The 18,444-nt window shown below is 67.2% G+C and carries 15 protein-coding genes; 12 read left to right on the top strand and 3 right to left on the bottom strand.

Features of this window, described 5'->3' with window-relative positions; translation table 11 throughout:
• Positions 1-21: 21 nt before the first annotated feature.
• Positions 22-489, bottom strand: coding sequence for a winged helix-turn-helix transcriptional regulator (locus tag AXYL_RS17195; RefSeq protein WP_013394098.1), 468 nt, complete (start codon positions 487-489; stop codon positions 22-24).
• A 135-nt stretch (positions 490-624) separates the two neighbouring features.
• Between AXYL_RS17195 and AXYL_RS17190 the strand changes: the two genes are divergently transcribed.
• Positions 625-1,926, top strand: a complete 1,302-nt coding sequence (locus AXYL_RS17190) for a D-amino acid dehydrogenase (protein ID WP_013394097.1) — start codon at positions 625-627, stop codon at positions 1,924-1,926.
• A gap of 82 nt (positions 1,927-2,008) precedes the next feature.
• Here AXYL_RS17190 and AXYL_RS17185 read toward each other — a convergent pair whose 3' ends face one another.
• The gene (locus tag AXYL_RS17185) at positions 2,009-2,893 is read right to left on the bottom strand and encodes a LysR family transcriptional regulator (RefSeq protein WP_013394096.1); all 885 of its coding nucleotides are present in this window, start codon (positions 2,891-2,893) and stop codon (positions 2,009-2,011) included.
• A gap of 191 nt (positions 2,894-3,084) precedes the next feature.
• Here AXYL_RS17185 and AXYL_RS17180 point away from each other — a divergent pair, with 191 nt between their 5' ends.
• From AXYL_RS17180 to AXYL_RS17130, 11 genes are all read left to right on the top strand, one after another.
• Positions 3,085-4,053: a Bug family tripartite tricarboxylate transporter substrate binding protein gene (locus AXYL_RS17180; RefSeq protein WP_237709906.1), complete on the top strand. Its 969-nt coding sequence runs from the start codon at positions 3,085-3,087 to the stop codon at positions 4,051-4,053.
• A 32-nt stretch (positions 4,054-4,085) separates the two neighbouring features.
• Positions 4,086-5,312, top strand: coding sequence for a CaiB/BaiF CoA transferase family protein (locus AXYL_RS17175; protein ID WP_013394094.1), 1,227 nt, complete (start codon positions 4,086-4,088; stop codon positions 5,310-5,312).
• A 73-nt stretch (positions 5,313-5,385) separates the two neighbouring features.
• The gene (locus AXYL_RS17170; RefSeq protein ID WP_013394093.1) at positions 5,386-7,179 is read left to right on the top strand and encodes an acyl-CoA dehydrogenase family protein; all 1,794 of its coding nucleotides are present in this window, start codon (positions 5,386-5,388) and stop codon (positions 7,177-7,179) included.
• 46 nt (positions 7,180-7,225) lie between these two features.
• Complete coding sequence (locus AXYL_RS17165) at positions 7,226-8,353, top strand: metallophosphoesterase family protein (RefSeq protein ID WP_013394092.1); 1,128 nt, start codon at positions 7,226-7,228, stop codon at positions 8,351-8,353.
• The gene (locus tag AXYL_RS17160; protein WP_013394091.1) at positions 8,350-10,974 is read left to right on the top strand and encodes an AAA family ATPase; all 2,625 of its coding nucleotides are present in this window, start codon (positions 8,350-8,352) and stop codon (positions 10,972-10,974) included. The genes AXYL_RS17165 and AXYL_RS17160 overlap by 4 nt, the downstream gene beginning before the upstream one ends.
• 373 nt (positions 10,975-11,347) lie before the next feature.
• The gene (locus AXYL_RS17155; RefSeq protein WP_013394090.1) at positions 11,348-12,223 is read left to right on the top strand and encodes a DMT family transporter; all 876 of its coding nucleotides are present in this window, start codon (positions 11,348-11,350) and stop codon (positions 12,221-12,223) included.
• Between the two features lie 166 nt (positions 12,224-12,389).
• Entirely contained in the window at positions 12,390-13,553 is a 1,164-nt protein-coding gene (locus AXYL_RS17150; RefSeq protein WP_013394089.1) for an acyl-CoA dehydrogenase family protein, read from the top strand.
• 13 nt (positions 13,554-13,566) lie between these two features.
• Complete coding sequence (locus AXYL_RS17145) at positions 13,567-14,250, top strand: TetR/AcrR family transcriptional regulator (protein ID WP_013394088.1); 684 nt, start codon at positions 13,567-13,569, stop codon at positions 14,248-14,250.
• Positions 14,243-15,298 (top strand): hypothetical protein, encoded by a 1,056-nt coding sequence (locus AXYL_RS17140; protein WP_013394087.1) that lies wholly within the window; start codon positions 14,243-14,245, stop codon positions 15,296-15,298. The genes AXYL_RS17145 and AXYL_RS17140 overlap by 8 nt, the downstream gene beginning before the upstream one ends.
• A 25-nt stretch (positions 15,299-15,323) precedes the next feature.
• Complete coding sequence (locus AXYL_RS17135) at positions 15,324-16,466, top strand: CaiB/BaiF CoA transferase family protein (RefSeq protein WP_013394086.1); 1,143 nt, start codon at positions 15,324-15,326, stop codon at positions 16,464-16,466.
• A gap of 39 nt (positions 16,467-16,505) precedes the next feature.
• Complete coding sequence (locus tag AXYL_RS17130) at positions 16,506-17,471, top strand: Bug family tripartite tricarboxylate transporter substrate binding protein (protein WP_013394085.1); 966 nt, start codon at positions 16,506-16,508, stop codon at positions 17,469-17,471.
• Between the two features lie 26 nt (positions 17,472-17,497).
• Here AXYL_RS17130 and AXYL_RS17125 read toward each other — a convergent pair whose 3' ends face one another.
• Complete coding sequence (locus AXYL_RS17125; protein ID WP_013394084.1) at positions 17,498-18,379, bottom strand: hypothetical protein; 882 nt, start codon at positions 18,377-18,379, stop codon at positions 17,498-17,500.
• Positions 18,380-18,444: the final 65 nt, after the last annotated feature.

Below are 18,444 nucleotides of genomic sequence, written 5' to 3'. Positions count from 1 at the left end.
ATCCGCGCAGGCGGCAGGCGCCTAGCGGTCCACAGGCAGGTACAGGGTCTCCTTGATCTCCTCCATGACCACGTAGCTGCGCGATTCGGCGGACGCGGGCAGGCGTTTGAGGATTTCGCCGAGGAGACGGCGGTATTCGTTCATTTCAGTCAGGCGGGCCTTGACCAGATAGTCGAAGTCGCCGGACACCAGGTGGCATTCCATGACTTCGGGCACATATAGCAACTCTTTCTTGACCTTGTCGAACACGTCGCCGGATTTGGCCGACAGCTTGATCTCCAGGAAGACGAGCAGGTTCTTGCCCAGCGCCGCCGGATTGACGCGCGCATGGTAACCCGTGATGACGCCTTCGCGCTCCATGCGCTTGACGCGGTCGGAGCAGGGGGTGGCGGACAGGCTGATCCGGTCGGCCAGTTCAGTGACGGAAATACGGCCTTCCCGCTGCAGGATATCCAGGATTTTCAGGTCAATACGGTCTAGCTCGCGCATTTCACTTTTGGCGATGGAAAAACAGGAAGGGGGCGGGAAAAAGCACTGCCAAAGAAAAATCTTCAGTGCTTTTCACTACTGAGAGGCCCATAGACTACCGAAATTCCTGAACAAAACCAATCATCGGAAAGAATCATGCACGTCATCGTCCTCGGCAGCGGCGTCATCGGCACCACCACCGCTTATTACCTGGCCCGTCAGGGAGCCAAAGTCACGGTGCTGGACCGCCAGCCTGCGGCGGCGCAGGAGACCAGCTACGCCAACGCCGGACAGGTGTCGCCGGGCTATTCCACGCCTTGGGCGGCGCCCGGCATTCCGCTGAAGGCCATCAAGTGGCTGTTCCAGAAGCACGCCCCGCTGGCCATCCGCCTGGACGGCAGCCTGTTTCAGCTGAAATGGATGGCGGCCATGCTGGCCAACTGTTCCGCCGAACGCTACTCGGTCAACAAGGAACGCATGCTGCGCCTGTCCGAGTACAGCCGCGATTGCCTGCGCGAATTGCGTACCTCCACTGGCATCCACTACGAAGAGCGCACCCGCGGCACCCTGCAGCTGTTCCGCACCGAGGCCCAGCTGGAAGCCGCCCGCCGCGACATTGCCGTGCTGGAAGAAGTGGGCGTGCCCTACGAACTGCTGGACCGCAACCGCCTGGTGACGGCCGAGCCGGCCCTGGCGCGCTCGCTGCACAAGCTGTCGGGCGGCCTGCGCCTGCCCAATGACGAAACCGGCGACTGCCAACTGTTCACCACGCGTCTGGCCGAACTGGCCAAGGGCCTGGGCGTGGAGTTCCGCTTCGGCCAGACGGTGTCGGGCCTGAACACGGCTGGCGGCCAGATCACCGGCGTGCGCGTGGGCAACGAAGTGCTGACCGCCGACCGCTACGTCGCCGCCTTCGGCAGCTACACGCGCGATTTCCTCGCGCCGCTGGGCCTGGACCTGCCGGTGTATCCGCTGAAGGGCTATTCGCTCACCATCCCCATGGCCGACGAATCGGCCGCGCCGGTGTCGACCATCCTGGACGAAACCTACAAGATCGCCGTCACGCGCTTCGACCAGCGCATCCGCGTCGGCGGCATGGCCGAGATCGCGGGCTTCGACCTGCGTCTGAAGGAGGCCCGCCGCAAGACGCTGGAACTGGTCGTCAACGACCTGTTCCCGGGCAGCGGCCACGTGGCCCAGGCCGAGTTCTGGACCGGCTTGCGTCCGATGACCCCGGACGGCACGCCCGTGGTCGGCGCGACGCGCTACGGCAACCTGTACCTGAACACCGGCCACGGCACGCTGGGCTGGACCATGGCCTGCGGCTCCGGCAAGCTGGTGGCCGATCAGGTCATGGGCCAGCGTCCCGCCATCCGCACGGACGGCCTGGACCTGTCGCGCTACGACCGCAAGGCGGCGTCCAACCAGTCGCTGGTGCTGGACGGCAAGAGCGCCTGATTCCTGTTTTTCTCTGGCCCGGGCCGCAAGCCCGGCCCCGCGGAGGCCCCGCCAGCACAGAACGCTGGCGGGGCCTCTGTCTTCATGGCTGTTGCGGTTGCGCCAGTTGCTCCAGCATGGCCAGCACGGCGGGCTGCGTTTCGTCGTGGCGCCAGATGCCGCGCAGGTCCGACGGGGTCGACGCATGCGTCAGGGGACGGCAGGCCAGGTTCGGCAATTGCACCTTGCCCAAGGAGGCCGGGACCAGGGACACGCCGAACTCATGCGAGACCAAGGTCGCGATCGTCAACATGTTCCGCACCTTGTGCCGGATATGCGGCGTGAAGCCGGCCTGCAGGCATAGCGCCAATATCTTGTCGTAGTAGCCCGGCGAAAAGTCCCGCGGAAACAGCACGAAGTCATCGTGCTGCAACTGCTGCGCGTCTATCGTTTCGAGCGCTGCCAGCGGATGCGTGGCCGGGAGCAGGCAGACGAAGTCTTCGCGGTGCAGCACGCGCGACGAGACGCCGGATGGCATGACCCGCGGATGCACGATCCCGATATCGATCTGGCCGCGTTGCAGCGCGTCGATCTGCTCGTAGCTGCTGAGTTCATAGAGCACCACCTCGACCTCTGGGCGCGCCACGGCGTAGGCCCGCACATCCGAGGCCAGCCGGGTCAGGAACGACGAACCCACGAATCCGATATGCACCGCGCCGGCTTCGCCATTGGCGGCGCGCCGCGCCTGTTCCTCGGCATCGCGCGCCAACGCCAGCAGTTTCAACGCTTCCCGATAGATCACCTTGCCCGCTTCGGTCAGCGCCACTTCGCGGGTGGTGCGCCGTAGCAGTTCCATGCCCAGCGAGGCTTCCAGCTGGCGGATGTTGAAGCTGAGGGGCGGCTGGCTGATGGCCAGGCGCTTGGCGGCCCTGCCGAAATGCAGCTCCTCGGCGACGGCCACGAAGTAGCGGAGTTGGCGCAGATCCATGGGAAGGCTCGCGGGTGGGGAAGGACGCCGGATCGCTCGGGCAGCTTGGAAAAGATTGATCCAATATCGGTATGGATAGCACAAAAAAATATATTGGACGAGAAAAATCACGCTGCCAATAATGGGTTTCACCGCAGAGACATGCGGCAATGAATCCGGGCACAGACCCGCGATCCCCCAAGGAGACTCTCGTGCGTATTTCCATCCTCACCGCGTTGGCCGCCAGCGCATTGCTAGCCGCCAGCGCCGCAAAAGCCCAGGACTATCCCCGCATGCCGATCCGCCTGATCGTGCCGTACTCGGCGGGCGGCATGACCGACGTGGTGGCCCGCGTCATCGGCCAGAAATTGGGAGAACGGTTGGGCCAGCCCGTGATCGTGGAAAACCGCACGGGCGCGGCCACCATCATCGGCGCGGAAATGGTCGCCAACGCCAAGCCGGACGGCTACACCTTGCTGGCGGCGACCAACACCACGCTGACCATCAATCCCTGGCTGTACCCGAAGCTGCCTTATGACGCGGTCAAGAGCTTTGCGCCGATCGCCTTGATCGCGAGCACGCCCAGCGTCATCGTCGTCAACCCCAAGGTTCCGGCGCAGACGCTGGAACAGTTCGTGACCCTGGCCCAGGCCAAGCCGGGCGAATTCAGCTACGCGTCCTACGGGGCCGGTTCGACCGCACACCTGGCGGGCGAAATGCTGCGGTCCAGGGCCAAGATCAATCTGCTGCATGTGCCATACAAGGGCAGCGCGCCCGCCAAGGCGGCGGTGATGGGCGGCGAAGTCTCCGTCACGTTCGAGCCCGCGTTCACCGGCCTGCCGCAGATCCAGGCGGGCAAGCTGACCGCGCTGGCCGTCATGAGCGACAAGCGCTCCGCGGTGCTGCCGCAACTGTCGACCACGGCGGAGCTGGGCTATCCCGACATGAAGATGTCCGCGTGGGTCGGCATCCTGGCGCCCGCAGGCACGCCGCCCGCCATCGTCAAGTCGCTGAGCGGCACGATCGAGCAGGTCATGGCCCAGGCCGATGTGCGCGAAGCCCTGCTGCGTTCGGGGGGCGAGCCGGTGGGCTACTTCGGCGAGGCCTTCAGTGCCTACATGCGCGAGGAAAGCGCGCGCTACGGGCAGGTCATCAAAGACGCCAACATCCGCATCGATTGACTGCGCCGCAACGGCATCGAGACCCAAGACACATGACCATCAAACCGCTATCCCATATCCGCGTGCTGGACCTGACCCGCGTGCTGGCAGGTCCCTGGTGCACCCAGAACCTTGCCGACCTGGGCGCCGACGTGACCAAGATCGAACGCCCGGGCGCGGGCGACGATACCCGCGGCTGGGGGCCGCCCTGGATGCCGGATGTCGACGGCGGGCCGCGCGAAGATTCCGGCTACTACGCGTCGACCAATCGCGGCAAGAAATCCGTGACCGTGGATATCTCCACCGCCGAAGGCCAGGACATCATCCGCCGCCTGGCCGCGGATTCGGACGTGCTGGTGGAGAACTACAAGGTCGGCACGCTGGCGCGCTATGGCTTGGGCTACGAAGACCTGTGCACGGATAACCCTGCGCTGGTTTATTGCTCGATCACCGGTTTCGGGCAGACCGGGCCGTACCGCCACCGGCCGGGCTACGACTTCATTTTCCAGGGCATGGGCGGCCTGATGAGCATCACCGGCGAGGCCGATGGCTTGCCGGGCGCGGGTCCCCAGAAGGTGGGAGTCGCGGTGGCGGACATCACCACCGGCATGTACGCCAGCCTGGCGATTGCGGCCGCGTTGGCGTGGCGCGAACGCAGCGGGCAGGGGCAGCACATCGACATGGCCTTGCTGGACTGCGTGCTGGCGTTCGGCAGCAACCCCGCGGTCAACTACCTGGTGTCCGGCAAGACGCCCCGGCGCTACGGCAACGCGCATGCCAACGCAGTGCCTTATCAGGTCTTCGACACGCAGGATGGGCGCCTGATCGTGGCGGTGGGCAATGACAGCCAGTTCGCGGCCTATTGCCAGGAGATCCAGCGGCCGGACCTGGCGCAGGATCCGCGCTACGCCAAGGTCAGCGGACGCCTGACCCATCGCGACACGCTGCTGCCCTTGCTGGCTGAAATCATGGCGACGGATACCAGCGCGGCATGGCAGAGCCGGCTGGAAGGCGCGGGGGTTCCTTGCGGACCTATCAACACCTTTGCCGAAACGTTCACCGATCCGCAGGTCATGCATCGGGGCTTGCGGGTCGATCTGCCGCTATCCACGGGCGGGACCTGCCCAAGTATCGCCAGTCCCATGCGCTTTTCGGCGACTCCGCTGGACCATCGCGCGGGTCCGCCGGTGCTGGGCGAGCATACCCGCGAGGTGCTGGCGCAGCGTCTCGGGCTGTCGGAATCCACCCTGACCGAATTGCACGCGGCCGGCGTCATCTGACTTTTCATTCGCGAATCATGCGTCCGCGCCGATTGGGGGCGCGGCGTCGAACCACGACCTTCAGGAGTTGCTTGTGCCATTTCTCGCCAGATACGACGAATACGTCCGCCCGCGTCCCGAGCGGTCTTTGCAGAGTTCGCATTTCCTCGCGCCCGATTGCGCAGGCCAGGATTTCTACGCGCTGGACCGGGGTTTGCAGGATCTGCTGAGGCTTTACGTGCCCGAGGCCGCGCATGCCAAGCTGCTGCCGCAATTCCAGCGCATGGGGCAACTGGCGGGAGGGCGCCTGAATGCGCTGGCCACCGTGGCGGACAAGTTCCCGCCCGTACTGCATCCGCGCACGCGCTGGGGCGAAGACGAAGACTGGATCGAGTACCACCCGGCCTACCAGGAAATGGAGCACATCGCCTTCGCCGACTTCCAGTTCCATGCCATGAGCCATCGCGCCGGCGTACTGGGTTGCGACGCGCCGCTGCCACCCGTGGCCAAGTACGCCTTGCAGTACCTGTTCGTCCAGGCCGAATTCGGCCAGATGTGTCCCATCAGCGTATCGGACACGTCGATCCATCTGATCCGGAAATTCGGCAGTCCAGCCCTGCAGGAAAAGCTGCTGCCCCGCATGCTGTCCAGCGACCCGGACACGCTCTGGAAGGGCACGCAGTTCATGACGGAGAAAGCTGGAGGATCGGACGTGGGCGCGTTGGAGACCGTTGCGCGCCAGGTCGACGGCACCTGGCGTCTGCACGGCGAAAAGTGGTTCTGCTCGCACACGGACGCGGATGTGGCCTTGTTGCTGGCCCGCCCGGAAGGCGCGCCCGCAGGCACGCGCGGGCTGGCGCTGTTTGCGATGCCGCGCCGCCTGGAAGACGGCAGCCGCAACGCCTATCGCATCGTCCGCCTGAAGGACAAGCTGGGCACGCGGTCGATGGCCAGCGGCGAAATCCGGCTGGAAGGCGCGCAGGCATACCTGGTGGGGCAGGTGGATCAGGGGCTCAAGCACATGATGGAGCAGGTCAACCTGTCGCGCCTGTCGCATGGCGTGCGCGCGGCGGCGATGATGCGCCGCTGCCTCAACGAGGCCATGCTGGCGGCGCGCCATCGGCATGCGTTCGGACGCGATGTCATGGCCTATCCGCTGCTGCGCCGCCAATTGCTGAAACTGCTGACGCCGACGGAAGCGGCCTTGTCCATGGTCATGGCCACCGCCGACATCATGCGCCGCGCGCAAGAGGGCGATACGGCCGCGGCGCCGGTGCTGCGCCTGCTGACGCCGCTGTTGAAACTGCGGACTTGCCGCGACAACGTCAGCGTGGCGACCGGCGCGATGGAGGTACGCGGCGGCAACGGCTACATCGAGGACTTCATCAATGCCCGGCTGGTGCGCGACGCGCATATCGGCGTGCTGTGGGAGGGCACCAGCAACATCAATGCGCTCGACGCCATCCAGCGCGCCGTGCGCAAGGAGCGGGCGCACGAGGCGCTGTCCGCGTTGCTGGAAAGCCGGATAGAGCAAGCGACGGCCTTGCCTGCCGCCTGGCGCGCCACCTTGCGGGATTGCCTGCGCCGGGCCGTCGGCCTGGCCGAGGCTGTGGGAGCGGACGAAAAGCACGAGGCGCAGGTGCGGCGCGCGGCGTCGGCGCTCTATTACGTGTCGGCCGCGGTATTCATGGCCTGGGAGAGCTGCCAGCCTGGCGTGGATGCGAGGCGCCTGCTGCTTGCCGACGCCGTGTTGCGCCATTACCTGCTGCCGGCCGATCCCTTGCGTGACGCGGCCCAGGACGGCGAGACGCAGGGCGACAGGCTGATGCTGCAAGAAACGCCTTTGACGTTGGCGCAGGTCTTGCCGTTGCTGGCTTCGCCTTCCTGAAGGGGAACTCCGCCGCAAGCCGGGTCTTGCTCTTACAATTCCGCGCATGACCCATTTCCTGCATACCGCCGATTGGCAGATCGGCCGGCAATACGGCCAATTTGAAACCGACGACGCCGCCATGCTGGCCGAGGCCCGCTTCGACGTCGTCGCCCGCATCGCGGCGCTGGCCGCCGAGCGCGGCGTGGACGCCGTGCTGGTGGCGGGCGACGTGTTCGATACGCAAGGCGTGTCGGACCGCACGATACGCCGGCTGTTCGCCGCCATGGCGGCTTACGCTGGGCCTTGGGTCATGATTGCCGGCAACCACGACGCGGCGCTGGCCGACAGCGTCTGGAGCCGGGCGATGCAGCTGGCCTGCATACCTTCCAACGTGCACGTGCCGCTGCGTACCGGCGTGGTCGATCTGGCGGCGATCAATCTTGCCGTGCTGGCTGCGCCCTTGACGCAACGCCATACCTATGACGACGTGACTCAGGCCTTTGACGCGCTGGAAACCGAAGCCGGCCGCATCCGCGTGGGCCTGGCGCACGGCAGCGTGGCGGGCCGCCTGCCGGACACCATAGACGCTACCAATCCCATCGCCCCTGACCGCGCGGCGCGGGCGCGTCTGGACTACCTGGCGCTGGGCGATTGGCATGGCTGCCTGTCCATCGACGAACGCACCTGGTATGCCGGCACGCCGGAGCAAGACCGCTTCCGCGGCAACGAACCTGGTTATGCGCTGCATGTGCGTATAGCCGCGCCGGGCGCCGTGCCCGTCGTGGAACGCGTGGCCACGGGCAAGTACCGCTGGTCGGCCTGGTCGGAAACGCTGAGCTTGCCCACCGACGCGCAGGCGCTGGCCGGGCGCATGGCGGATCTGCGCGCCGAGGACGTGTTGCGGCTGGAGGTGCAAGGGCACGTCAACATGGAAACCTGGGAAGCGCTGCAACGCGCCGTGGACCAGGCGGCGGCGCAGGTGCGCGCGCTGCTGCCGGACCTGTCCGGCCTGCTGTTGGAACCAGACGAAGCCGACTTGGCCGATCTGCGCGCCAGCGGCTATGTGGGCGAAGTGGCGACGCAATTGCAGGCATTGCAGTCGGACCCGGACCAAGCCTCGGTCGCCGGCGAGGCCTTGCGACTATTGCTGCGGTTCCAGCGCGAAAGCGCCGCGCCGGGAGCCGCCAAATGAAGCTCTCGCGCATCGCCCTGGAAGAATTCCGCAAGTTCCGCCAGCCCATGGCGCTGGAGGGGCTGCAAGACGGCCTGAACCTGTTCGTGGGTCCGAATGAAGCGGGCAAGAGCACCGTGGCGGCGGCCATCCGTTCCGCCTTCCTCGAACGCTACAGCACCAGCAAGGTGGCCGACCTGGCGCCGCACGGCGAGTCCGGCGCGCGGCCCAGCGTGGAACTGGAGTTCACACATGCCGGGCACAGCTATGTGCTGAAGAAGCAATTCCTGTCGCGCGCCCGCTGCGAACTGCTGATCGATGGCGGCGCGCAGCGCCTGGACGGCGAAGAGGCCGAGAACGCGCTGGCGGCGCTGCTGGGCTTTGAATTGCCCGGACGCGGCCAAAGCAAGCCAGACCTGGCGGGCATCCCCGGCCTGCTGTGGATCCAGCAGGGCGACGGCCACAACCTGCAGGAAGCGGCCGGTTATGCCGGCGCGCATCTGCGCGACGCCTTGACGCAGCTGTCGGGCGAACTGGCTTCCGGCGATGGCGACCGCCTGTACGAACGCGTGGCGGCCGAGCGCGGCGCGCTGCTGGACGCGCGCAACGGCCGTCCCAAGGGCGCCTACAAAGAAGCCGAGGACGCGCTCGCGCGCGCCGCGGCCGAACGCGACGAGTGCGCGCAAGCCATGGCGCAGCTGAACGCCGACGTGGATCGCCTGGCCGAATTGCGCCGCGACCATGAACGCGCCCAGGCCGGCGAACCCTGGAAGGACTTCGAGGCCAAGGCGGCCGAGGCGCGCGCGCGCCTGGCGGCCCTGGCCAAGGAACGCGAGGCCTTCGAAGGCCTGCGCCGTGAACAGGCGCAAGCCGCGCAGACGCTGGCGCTGTTGCAGGACCAGGTCCGGCGCGACCAGCAGGACGAGGCCGAACTCCAGTCCCTGGTCAACGAGGCCCGCGCCGCGCGCGCCCGGGTCGAAGCCGCGCGCGAGCCGCTGGCGCGCGCGCAGCAGCAGCGCCAGACCCATGCCGCCGCGGTGGACGCGGCGCGCTTGCGCGTCACCTCGGTGCAGGCCGTGGCCGACCGGCGCGACCTGGAGCATCAACTGGTCCAGCTGGGCGCGGAGATCGAACGCCTGGACGGCGCCTTGAAGGAAGTGACCGCATTGATCGAGCAGGGCTCCGCGCTCAAGGCCGAGACCATGCGGATCGAAATCGCCGACACCGATATCGAGGCGCTGCGCAAGCGCGAGCGCGAGCTGGCCAATCTGCAGTTGCAGCAGCAGGCCAGCGCCACGCGCCTGTCGTACCAGCTGGATGCGGGCGCACAAGCGCGGCTGGACGGCCGCATCCTGAGCGGCGCCGACGAGGTCCTGTTGACGGCCGCGGCCGAACTGGATCTGCCGGGCGTGGGGCGCTTGCGCATCGAACCGGGCGGCCAGGACCTGCCCGCGCTCAAGCGCGAAGTCGACGCGGCCCAGGCGGCCTGCGCGGCCCTGTTCAAGCGCCTGGACGTCGAGACCTTGGCGCAAGCCGAACAGCGCTACGCCCGCTACGGCGCCTTGCTGCGCGAATTGGACGGCATGCGCAAGACGCTGGGCATCCATGCGCCCAAGGGCGTGGACGTGCTGCGTGGCCAGCGTGACGACGCGCTGGCGCGCCGTGCGCAGTTGCAGGAACGGCTGGACAAGCTGCCTGCCGTGCAGGACACGGAGGGCGGCGATCTGCCCGCGGCGCTCCAGGCCCTGCGGGAAGCGGAGGCGGTTGCGGCGCAAGCCGAGACCGCGTTGGCCGCCGCGCAGCGCGCCCTGGACGCGGACGGCGCGCGCGCCCAATTGCTGGAAAACCAGGCCGCCGCCCGCGGCGCCGAACTGCAGTCGTCCGAGCGCGGCGCGCAACGCCAGGCCCGCGCCGGCAGGCTCGCCGAGGCGCGCAGCAGCCACGACGATCTGGAGCGCCGCGTGCGCGAAGCGCAGACGGCTTTGGCCGGCCACCGTCCCGAACTGGTCGAGCAGGACGTCCAGCGCTACGAGAAGTCCGCCGCCATCGAGCGCGATGCGCAGCACAAACGCCACGGCGAAATCCTGCAATTGCAGGGCAAGCTGGACCAGGCGGGCGCGCAAGGGCTGGGCGAACGCCTGTCCGAAGCCGAGGCCTCTTGCGAACGCCTGGAACGGCGGCGCGGCGACTTCGCCCGGCGCGCGAGTGCCCTGGAGCTTTTGCAGAAGCTGCTGGCGGACAAGCGCGCCGCCGCCACCCAGCGCCTGCAGGCGCCGCTGGCCCGCAGGCTGAACCACTACCTGGCCTTGCTGTTCCCCGAGGCCGACCTGCGGCTGGACGAAGCCCTGCTGCCCATGGCGCTGCGCCGCGCTGGCGGCGAGGACCTGCTGTCCGCGCTCAGCTTCGGCACGCGCGAGCAACTGGGCATCCTGGCCCGCTTCGCCTACGCGGACCTGCTGCGCGAAGCAGGGCGCCCGACGCTGCTGCTGCTGGACGACGCACTGGTCCATACGGACGACGCGCGCCGCGACTTCATGAAGCGCGCGCTGTTCGACGCGGCCACGCGGCACCAGATCCTGATGTTCACCTGCCATGGCGAAGCGTGGCGCGACATGGGCGTGGAGCAGCGGCGCATCGCTTGACCGCGTTGCGCGCAGACGGTAGGCTACGCCCCATGCCTGATCACACGCTCCTCGCCGACTTCGCATCCGCTGCCTCCGCAGCCGATCGGCGTGCGCGCGTGTCGTCGCGGCACTCCGCAGTTTCCCCCGGTTTTTCTCCTGTCCTGTCCACGGTGGTATCGCCGCCGGTCGCGCCGCCTTGCGGCGTGGTCTCGGGCGCTTACCCGCCTTGCGCGGTCGTCGTCGGCTGACGCCGTCCGCAACCCGACTCCAGTCTCTTCCCCAGCAGATTTGCCAGACGTCTTGATGCGTATTGCATCCGTCTAGCGCACGCTTGCGTGCGCCTGCGCGGACGGGACCGGAGCCTGTTAATACCCCGACAGGTAGAAACCTCATGTCTTTCGATAGAAACGCGTGGACCTCCTATGGCTCCACCTCCTTGTTCGTGCTGCTGTGGAGCGGCGGCGCGATTTTCGCCAAATGGGGGCTGTCCCATGCCTCCGCCTTCGGCTTCCTGCTGCTGCGCTTCATCCTGGCCCTGGCCGTATTGCTGCTGATCTGCGTATGGCGGCGGCGCTGGCTGCCCGAGCGCGGCACGCGCGCGACGGTGGCGGCGACGGGCCTGCTGCTGATCGGCGGGTATTCCATCTGCTATCTGCTGGCGTTGGACCACGGCATCACGCCGGGAGTGCTGGCCACGCTGCTGGGCGCGCAGCCCATCCTGACGCTGGCGCTGATGGAGCGGCGTTATTCACTGCCGCGCTTGGCCGGCCTGTTCCTGGCGCTGTGCGGGCTGGTGATGGTGGTCTACCAGAGCATAGGCATGGCGCGCTTTTCCGCGGCCGGCATGGTCTTCGCGCTGGCCGCGTTGGTCTGCATGACGACGGGCGCCATCCTGCAGAAGCGCGTGCGTCAGGCGCCCATGGACGTCATGCCGCTGCAGTACCTTGTCAGCCTGGCGCTGTGCCTGCTGTTCGTGCCGTTTCAGCCTATGCATGTGGAGTGGGTGGCGGGCTTCGTCCTGCCGTTGATCTGGATGGGGCTGGTGATATCCGTCGGCGCGACCCTGCTGTTCTACCGCATGATCCAGGCCGGCAATCTCGTCAACGTCACCAGCCTGTTCTATCTGGTCCCGGCCGGCACCGCGGCCCTGGATTACCTGATCCTGGGCAACCGCCTGTCGGCGCTGAGCCTGGGCGGAATGGGCGCGATCCTGCTGGGACTGATGCTGGTGTTGCGCAACCCGGCGCCGCAGGCGAAAGCCGCATAGCTGCGGCCGTCAGCGGTTGATGGAACACCCCACGGGCGAACTCGCGTTCGCCTGTGGGGCCTCGTTCGCATACGCCGGGTTTTCCCCAGGTATCGAAGAAAAATACCAAGTAGTATGTTCTCGTTCAACTCACTAAATACTGATTAGTATGTTGCTGGAGACAAGCATGTCCGTGATCTGGAATCCCTCACTCAACCCGGAAGCGTGCGCCTGGCGGGACAAGGCCGCCGACCTGACGTTGCGGGCGTTCGCGCCCGCCGCCGCCGCCATCGACCGGGACCAGCGTTACCCCGTCGAACACCTGGCGCCCTTGCGGGATAGCGGCATTTCCGGGCTTTTCATTCCGGCCGAATACGGTGGCGCAGGCGCATCGCTGACCTCGCTGGTGGCCGTGGTGGAGACCGTGGCCCAGGGCTGCGCCTCCACGGCCGCAATCCTGGCGGCGCTGTCGCTGGGCGCGTTTCCGATCATCCTGGGAGGCTCTGCCGAACAGAAGATGGTGCTGCTGGGCGGCCTGGCGCGCGACGGCCATGCGGTCAATTTCGCCCTGAGCGAGCGCGGCGCGGGTTCGGATGCGGCGGCCCTGTCGACCACGGCGGTGCCGGAAGGCGATGGATGGCGCATCCGGGGTGAAAAATGCTGGTTGGGTAACGGCGGGCATTCGCGTTACTTCATCGTGTTCGCGCGCACGGGGGAACCCGGCGCGCGCAACAACATCAGCGCATTCGTGGTGGACCGCGATGCGCCGGGCGTGGTGGTGGACCACTACGAAGACAAGATGGGCATACGCGGCACCACCACCACCAACTTGAAAGTGGACACCTGGGTCGGCGCGGAAAGCGTGGTCGGGGCGCTGGGCGAAGGGCTCAAGCTCGCGCTGGCGACGCTGAGCATCGGCCGCGTGGTGGTGGCCGCCCAGGCCAACGGCATTGCCCTGTGCAGCTATGCCGAAGCGCGGGACTTCGCCGTGCAGCGCCAGACCTTCGGGCGCAGCATCATCGACCACCAGGGCGTGGGCTTCAAGCTGGCCGATGCGGCCACCGCGTTGTCGTCGTCGCGGATGATGACCTATGAGGCCGCGCGCGCCTACGACGCCGGGCAGGACATCGGCACGCTGGGCGCGATGGCCAAGCTGCTGGCCAGCGAAACCTCGCACAGCGTGGTGGATGACGCGATGCAGATCCTGGCCGGGCGCGGCTATGTGAAGCCCAGCGCGGTGGAGCGCTGCTACCGCGACCAGCGCATCACCGAAATCTACGAAGGCACCTCTGAAATCCAGCGCGTGGTCCTGGCCCGCGCCATCAAGAAAAGCGCCGGCGCAGCCGCGTAACGCTAGGAACATCATGAAAGCCAAGACTGTTATTCCCTACGACGAGATGCCGCTGCGGCAGGTGGAGCTGCTGGACGCAGCCGCGCAAGCCTTTACCGAAATGGGGTTCGCCGCCACGACCATCGATTCGGTCGCCGACCTGATCGGCGTCACCAAAGGCAGCGTCTATTACTACTACCGCAGCAAGACCGACCTGTTCTTCGCCGTGCACCGGCGCGCCATGCAACTGAACCTGGACAGGGTGACGCCGCTGGCCGAGGACGCAGGCGCGTCGCCGCCCCAGCGGCTGTGGAACATGGCCCATGCCCACACGCACCTGATGATGGCGCATCTGCCATACCAGCGCGTCACGGTGCAGGGCGTCGAGCTGCATCTGGCCGGACGCACCACCGCGGGCCAGCGCGCCGAGCTGGAAGAGCTGGTGCGGCAACGCGACCGCTACGAGTCGCTGTTTCGCAGCGTGATCGAGGCGGGCATGGCGGCGGGCGATTTCCGGCGCGGTCCCCCAGCCTTGCAGGTCAAGCCGCTGCTGGGCGCATTGAACTGGACCACCATGTGGTATCGCCCGAGAGAGGGCGAATCAGAGGTGGATCGCGAGGCCATCGCGCGCGACATCGCGGATTTCGCCGTCGCGTCGATGCAATCCCTGCTGCCCGGTTCCGTGGTGGCTCCCACCGGAGTGAATGGCCATGCATGACATGCAATCCGAGGAGCGCGGCTGGCGGGCAGTCTCCGAGTGGTACCACGCCTATTTCACGGGCATCGTCCTGTCCGCCGTGACTCGCCGCGGTACCGCGCGCGCCGCGGAACTGGTCTACGAGATCTTCTGCCGCCAGCGCAACGAACGCTTCCTGCCGGGCCTGAAGAAGCTGGGCATCGCGCATCTGCCGCCCGCCGTCGCGGCGGCGCAGTACCACTACCTGTCGAACCATATCGGCGGCGTGGCGGTGCAGTACATGCACGAGTCCGACCGCAAGGCCTGGATACGCTATTCCGCGCCGCGCTGGATCTGGTCGGGCACCGCGCTGTGCGCGATACCGTCGGAGGTGTCGCGCGCCATGCTGGCGGGCTGGCATGCGCAGAACGGCGTGTCGCTCAACAATCCGCGGCTGGGTTTCGTGTGCACCAAGCAGGCCGTGGACGGCCAATCCGGCCTTGAGGGCTATTACTACGAGTACGACCGCGACCTGCAGCCGCATGAACGCCTGCGCTTTTGCCGCAATGAGGACGCGCCCGATTTCGACGCCGCGGCCGCGCCCACGCTGCCCACCGCGGATTGGCCCGCGACGCGCCTGGCCAAGGCCAGCCGCAACTACGCGATGGAGTACGTGCGCAGCGCCTTGCCCGTGGCTGTGAACCTGTGGGGGCCCGAGGAAGCGGCCGGCCTGCTGCACTTGACCGGACGGATGATAGGCATGCAGTTCTATCACCAGACGGCGCAGGCGCTGGGCGTGGCGCAGGATGCCTCCGCCCTGCAGTTCGGACGCTTCATGGTGGCGCTGGCGCAAGCGCAGGGCGACCCGTGCGAGGTGAGCGAGACGCCGGAAGGCGTGCGCGTGACCCAAACGGGCTGGAACCTGATGGACGGCGTGGCCGATGCGCATCCTTGCGTGGCGCAAGCCTGGAACGGCCTGCTGGAAGGCGCGCTGGATGCGCACAACCACCGGCTCGCGCTGCGCATGAGCACCCAGGCGGGCGCGCAGGGCAGGGAATTCAGCTGGCTGATCGCCCGCGCCTCGGCCTGAGTCCTGAATCGGAAAGGAGACAGACATGCATAGCAGCGATGCGGGCGGCGCACTCGCCGGCCTGCGCGTGATCGACGCCTCGCGCGTCCTGGCGGGCCCGTTCTGCGGCCAGATGCTGGGCGACCACGGCGCCGACGTGATCAAGATCGAGTCGCCGGACGGCGATGAATGCCGCGGCTTCGGCCCGCCGTTCGTTGACGGCAGTTCGGCGTACTTTCGCGCCGTGAACCGCAACAAGCGCAGCATGGTGCTGGACTTGAACAGTGAGGCCGGACGCGAGACCTTCTGGCAATTGCTCGAAACCGCCGACGTGCTGATCGAGAACTTCAAGGCCAGCACGCTGCGCGGCTGGGGCGTGGCCGAACCATCCGCCATCACCGAGCGCTTTCCGCGGCTGGTCCATTGCCGCATCACGGGTTTCGGCGACGATGGTCCGCTCGGCGAACTGCCGGGCTACGACGCCGCTGTGCAATCCATGGCCGGGCTGCTCAGCATCAACGGCGAGGCGGGCGGCGAGCCCTTGAGGCTGGGGGTGCCGGTGGTCGATCTGACCACGGGTATGAATGCCGCGATTGCCGTGCTGCTGGCGCTGCAGGCCCGCCATCGGACCGGACGCGGGCAGATGGCTGACGTGTGCCTCTACGATTCCGCCGTGTCGGTAGCGCATCCGTTCCTGGCCAACTATCTGGCGTCGGGCAACACGCCGCGGCCCAGCGGCAACGGGCATCCGAACATCGTGCCCTACAACGTCTACCAGACCCGGACTTGCCCCTTGTTCATCGCGGTCGCCAACGATCGCCTGTTCGCGAAGTTGTGCAGCCAATTGGGCATGGCGCAAATGGCGCAGGACGAGCGCTACAAGTCCAACGGGCAGCGGGTGGTCAACCGCGAGGCCGTGGATTCCGCGCTGGCCCAGGCTTTCGCGCAAGTGGATGGCGAGACGTTCGGCAAGCAGCTGCTGGCGCAGAACGTGCCCGCCGCGCCGATTCTGGACATGGCGTCGGTGGCCGCGGCCGCGCATACCGAGCATCGCCAGATGGTGGTCCGCCGTGACGATTACCACGGGCCAGGCATACCGATAAAGCTGTCCGACACGCCTGCGGCCATACGCCGGGGCCCGCCGCGCTTGGGCGAAATGAATGCCGCAACACCGCCGTCAGAGCGGTAAGGCAAACCAGGCAGTACCCATAAAACCAGGAGACAAACCATGAAAACGATTCGAGTCGCGCTGTTGGCGTGCGCCATGCTGGGCCTGTCCGCGCAGGGCGCGGCGCAGGCCGATAGCTATCCGGGCGACAAGCCCATCAAGATCGTGGCGGCCTTTTCGCCAGGAAGCGCCACCGACACCAGCGCCCGCATCATTGCGGAAGAACTGCGCAAGGATCTGAACGCCAATGTGATCGTCGAGAACAAGCCCGGCGCCCAAGGCCTGATAGGCACCGAGTACGCGGTGCGTTCGCCGGGCGACGGCTACACGCTGACGATCTCCAGCAGCTCGTTGAACTCCATCAACCCGGGGCTGTTCAAAAAGCTTCCCTACGATGCGCAGAAGGACTTCAGCCACGTGTCGCGCTTGACCACCATGCCCATGCTGCTGCTGGTGCGCGCCGATGGTCCGTACAAGGACCTGGCCTCCTTCGTGAAGAAGGCGGCCTCGGGCTCCTTGAACTACGGCTACGGTTCTCCCGGCGGGCAGGTCGGCGCCGCGGCTTTCAATCGCATTGCCGGCGTGCGCGCGGAAGGTGTGCCGTACAAGAGTCAGCCCCCGGCGCTGACGGACTTGGCAGGCGGGCAAGTCGATTACGTGATGGCGGACCTGTCCGTCGCGACGCCGCTGCTGCGCGGCGGCAAGCTGCGGGCGCTGGCTATCAGCACCGAGCGCCGGCTGCCGGATTTGCCGGACGTGCCGACGTTCGCCGAGACCGGCTACCAGGATTTCGATCTGGTGGTCTGGGTCGGCCTGGCCGGTCCCGCCGGCATTCCGCAACCGATCCTGGAGCGCTTGAACAAGGCGGTGAACGACGCGTTGGCGCGGCCCGAGGTGCAGCAGAAGTTTGCCGCCCTGGGCATGACGGCGGCGCCGAACACGCAGGCGCAGCAGCAGGCTTTCGTGCAGGCGCAACTGGGCACCTGGGGCCGGCGCATGCAGGAAGCGAACATCCAGGCAGAGTAGGCGAGGAACGCCGCGCCGGGCAGCCGCTATGCGTACGCGGCGCTGTCCTGGCCGTCCCAGTGTCCGCTGACCAGTTGCTCGGGCCGGCTCTGCGCCACGACCCGCGCGCAGGCGGCCCAGGCGTCCAGGCGCACGCTCAGGCCGGCGTAGATGCCGTGGCCCGCGCCCGCTTCGATGACGCCTTCGGCCTGTACGCCTTCACCCGCGCGGATCGCGCCGTCGGCGCGGATGTCCTCGCCGGCGATCAGGCCCCAGCCCGAAGCGAGGTGTTCGCCGCACTGGATGGAGCCGCCGGCCTGGATGCCGCAGGCCGCGTCTATTTCCTTTTCGGCGCGCACGTCGCCGCCGGCCTTGATGCCTTGGCCGCATTTGATCGCGCCTTGCGTTTGCACGTCCTGTCCGGCATGCAGGTGGCCGGTCACGGCCAGGTCCTGGCCGGCGCAGATGTCCCATTTGGCGCGGACGTTGCCGCCGCAATCCAGGCGGGTGGCGGTCTCGATGCCCCAGTCGGCCATGATGTCGCCACCCGCGCGGATGTTGCCGCCGCTGGCGATGGTGGCGCCGGCGGTGATGTTCTCGCCCGCCTGGATGGTTTCGCCGGCGCGGATGCCGCCGCCGGTGACGATGCTGCGTCCGGCGCGCACCACGCTATCCACATTGATGCCCATACGCACTTCGAGAGTGCCGGCAAAGACGATGGCATTGGCGTCGACCGAATCCAGCCGCAGCACGGCGTCGGTGGGGCCGAACTGGTCCAGCAGCCAGCAGGCGTCGCTGACGCGTCCGTCAGCGACCAGAGCGTCAAGCACGGCCTGATAGTCTCCTTGCCCGTTGTGGTCGCGGATGAACCATTTGTAGCCGCCCGCGCAGGGATTCTTGGCTTTGACGAAATTCTTGGTGAGTTGCATGGCGCTTGGAATAGGTCGGTGCGTGGCCTGGCCGCAAACCTCCGGCGGCTTGCGGATAAAGAGAC

The organism is Achromobacter xylosoxidans A8 (assembly GCF_000165835.1).
Lineage (GTDB): Bacteria > Pseudomonadota > Gammaproteobacteria > Burkholderiales > Burkholderiaceae_B > Achromobacter > Achromobacter xylosoxidans_B.
The sequence above is the reverse complement of the archived record's forward strand: the minus strand, read 5'-3'. Positions and strand labels throughout refer to the sequence as shown.

What these genes read in the sequence shown, in the direction of transcription:
- AXYL_RS17185 (WP_013394096.1), bottom strand. Translation starts at nt 2,893, where the DNA reads ATGGATCTGCGCCAACTCCGCTACTTCGTGGCCGTCGCCGAGGAGCTG.
- AXYL_RS17160 (WP_013394091.1), top strand. Translation starts at nt 8,350, where the DNA reads ATGAAGCTCTCGCGCATCGCCCTGGAAGAATTCCGCAAGTTCCGCCAG.
- AXYL_RS17125 (WP_013394084.1), bottom strand. Translation starts at nt 18,379, where the DNA reads ATGCAACTCACCAAGAATTTCGTCAAAGCCAAGAATCCCTGCGCGGGC.
- AXYL_RS17135 (WP_013394086.1), top strand. Translation starts at nt 15,324, where the DNA reads ATGCATAGCAGCGATGCGGGCGGCGCACTCGCCGGCCTGCGCGTGATC.
- AXYL_RS17150 (WP_013394089.1), top strand. Translation starts at nt 12,390, where the DNA reads ATGTCCGTGATCTGGAATCCCTCACTCAACCCGGAAGCGTGCGCCTGG.
- AXYL_RS17155 (WP_013394090.1), top strand. Translation starts at nt 11,348, where the DNA reads ATGTCTTTCGATAGAAACGCGTGGACCTCCTATGGCTCCACCTCCTTG.
- AXYL_RS17175 (WP_013394094.1), top strand. Translation starts at nt 4,086, where the DNA reads ATGACCATCAAACCGCTATCCCATATCCGCGTGCTGGACCTGACCCGC.
- AXYL_RS17140 (WP_013394087.1), top strand. Translation starts at nt 14,243, where the DNA reads ATGCATGACATGCAATCCGAGGAGCGCGGCTGGCGGGCAGTCTCCGAG.
- AXYL_RS17190 (WP_013394097.1), top strand. Translation starts at nt 625, where the DNA reads ATGCACGTCATCGTCCTCGGCAGCGGCGTCATCGGCACCACCACCGCT.
- AXYL_RS17195 (WP_013394098.1), bottom strand. Translation starts at nt 489, where the DNA reads ATGCGCGAGCTAGACCGTATTGACCTGAAAATCCTGGATATCCTGCAG.
- AXYL_RS17165 (WP_013394092.1), top strand. Translation starts at nt 7,226, where the DNA reads ATGACCCATTTCCTGCATACCGCCGATTGGCAGATCGGCCGGCAATAC.
- AXYL_RS17130 (WP_013394085.1), top strand. Translation starts at nt 16,506, where the DNA reads ATGAAAACGATTCGAGTCGCGCTGTTGGCGTGCGCCATGCTGGGCCTG.
- AXYL_RS17145 (WP_013394088.1), top strand. Translation starts at nt 13,567, where the DNA reads ATGAAAGCCAAGACTGTTATTCCCTACGACGAGATGCCGCTGCGGCAG.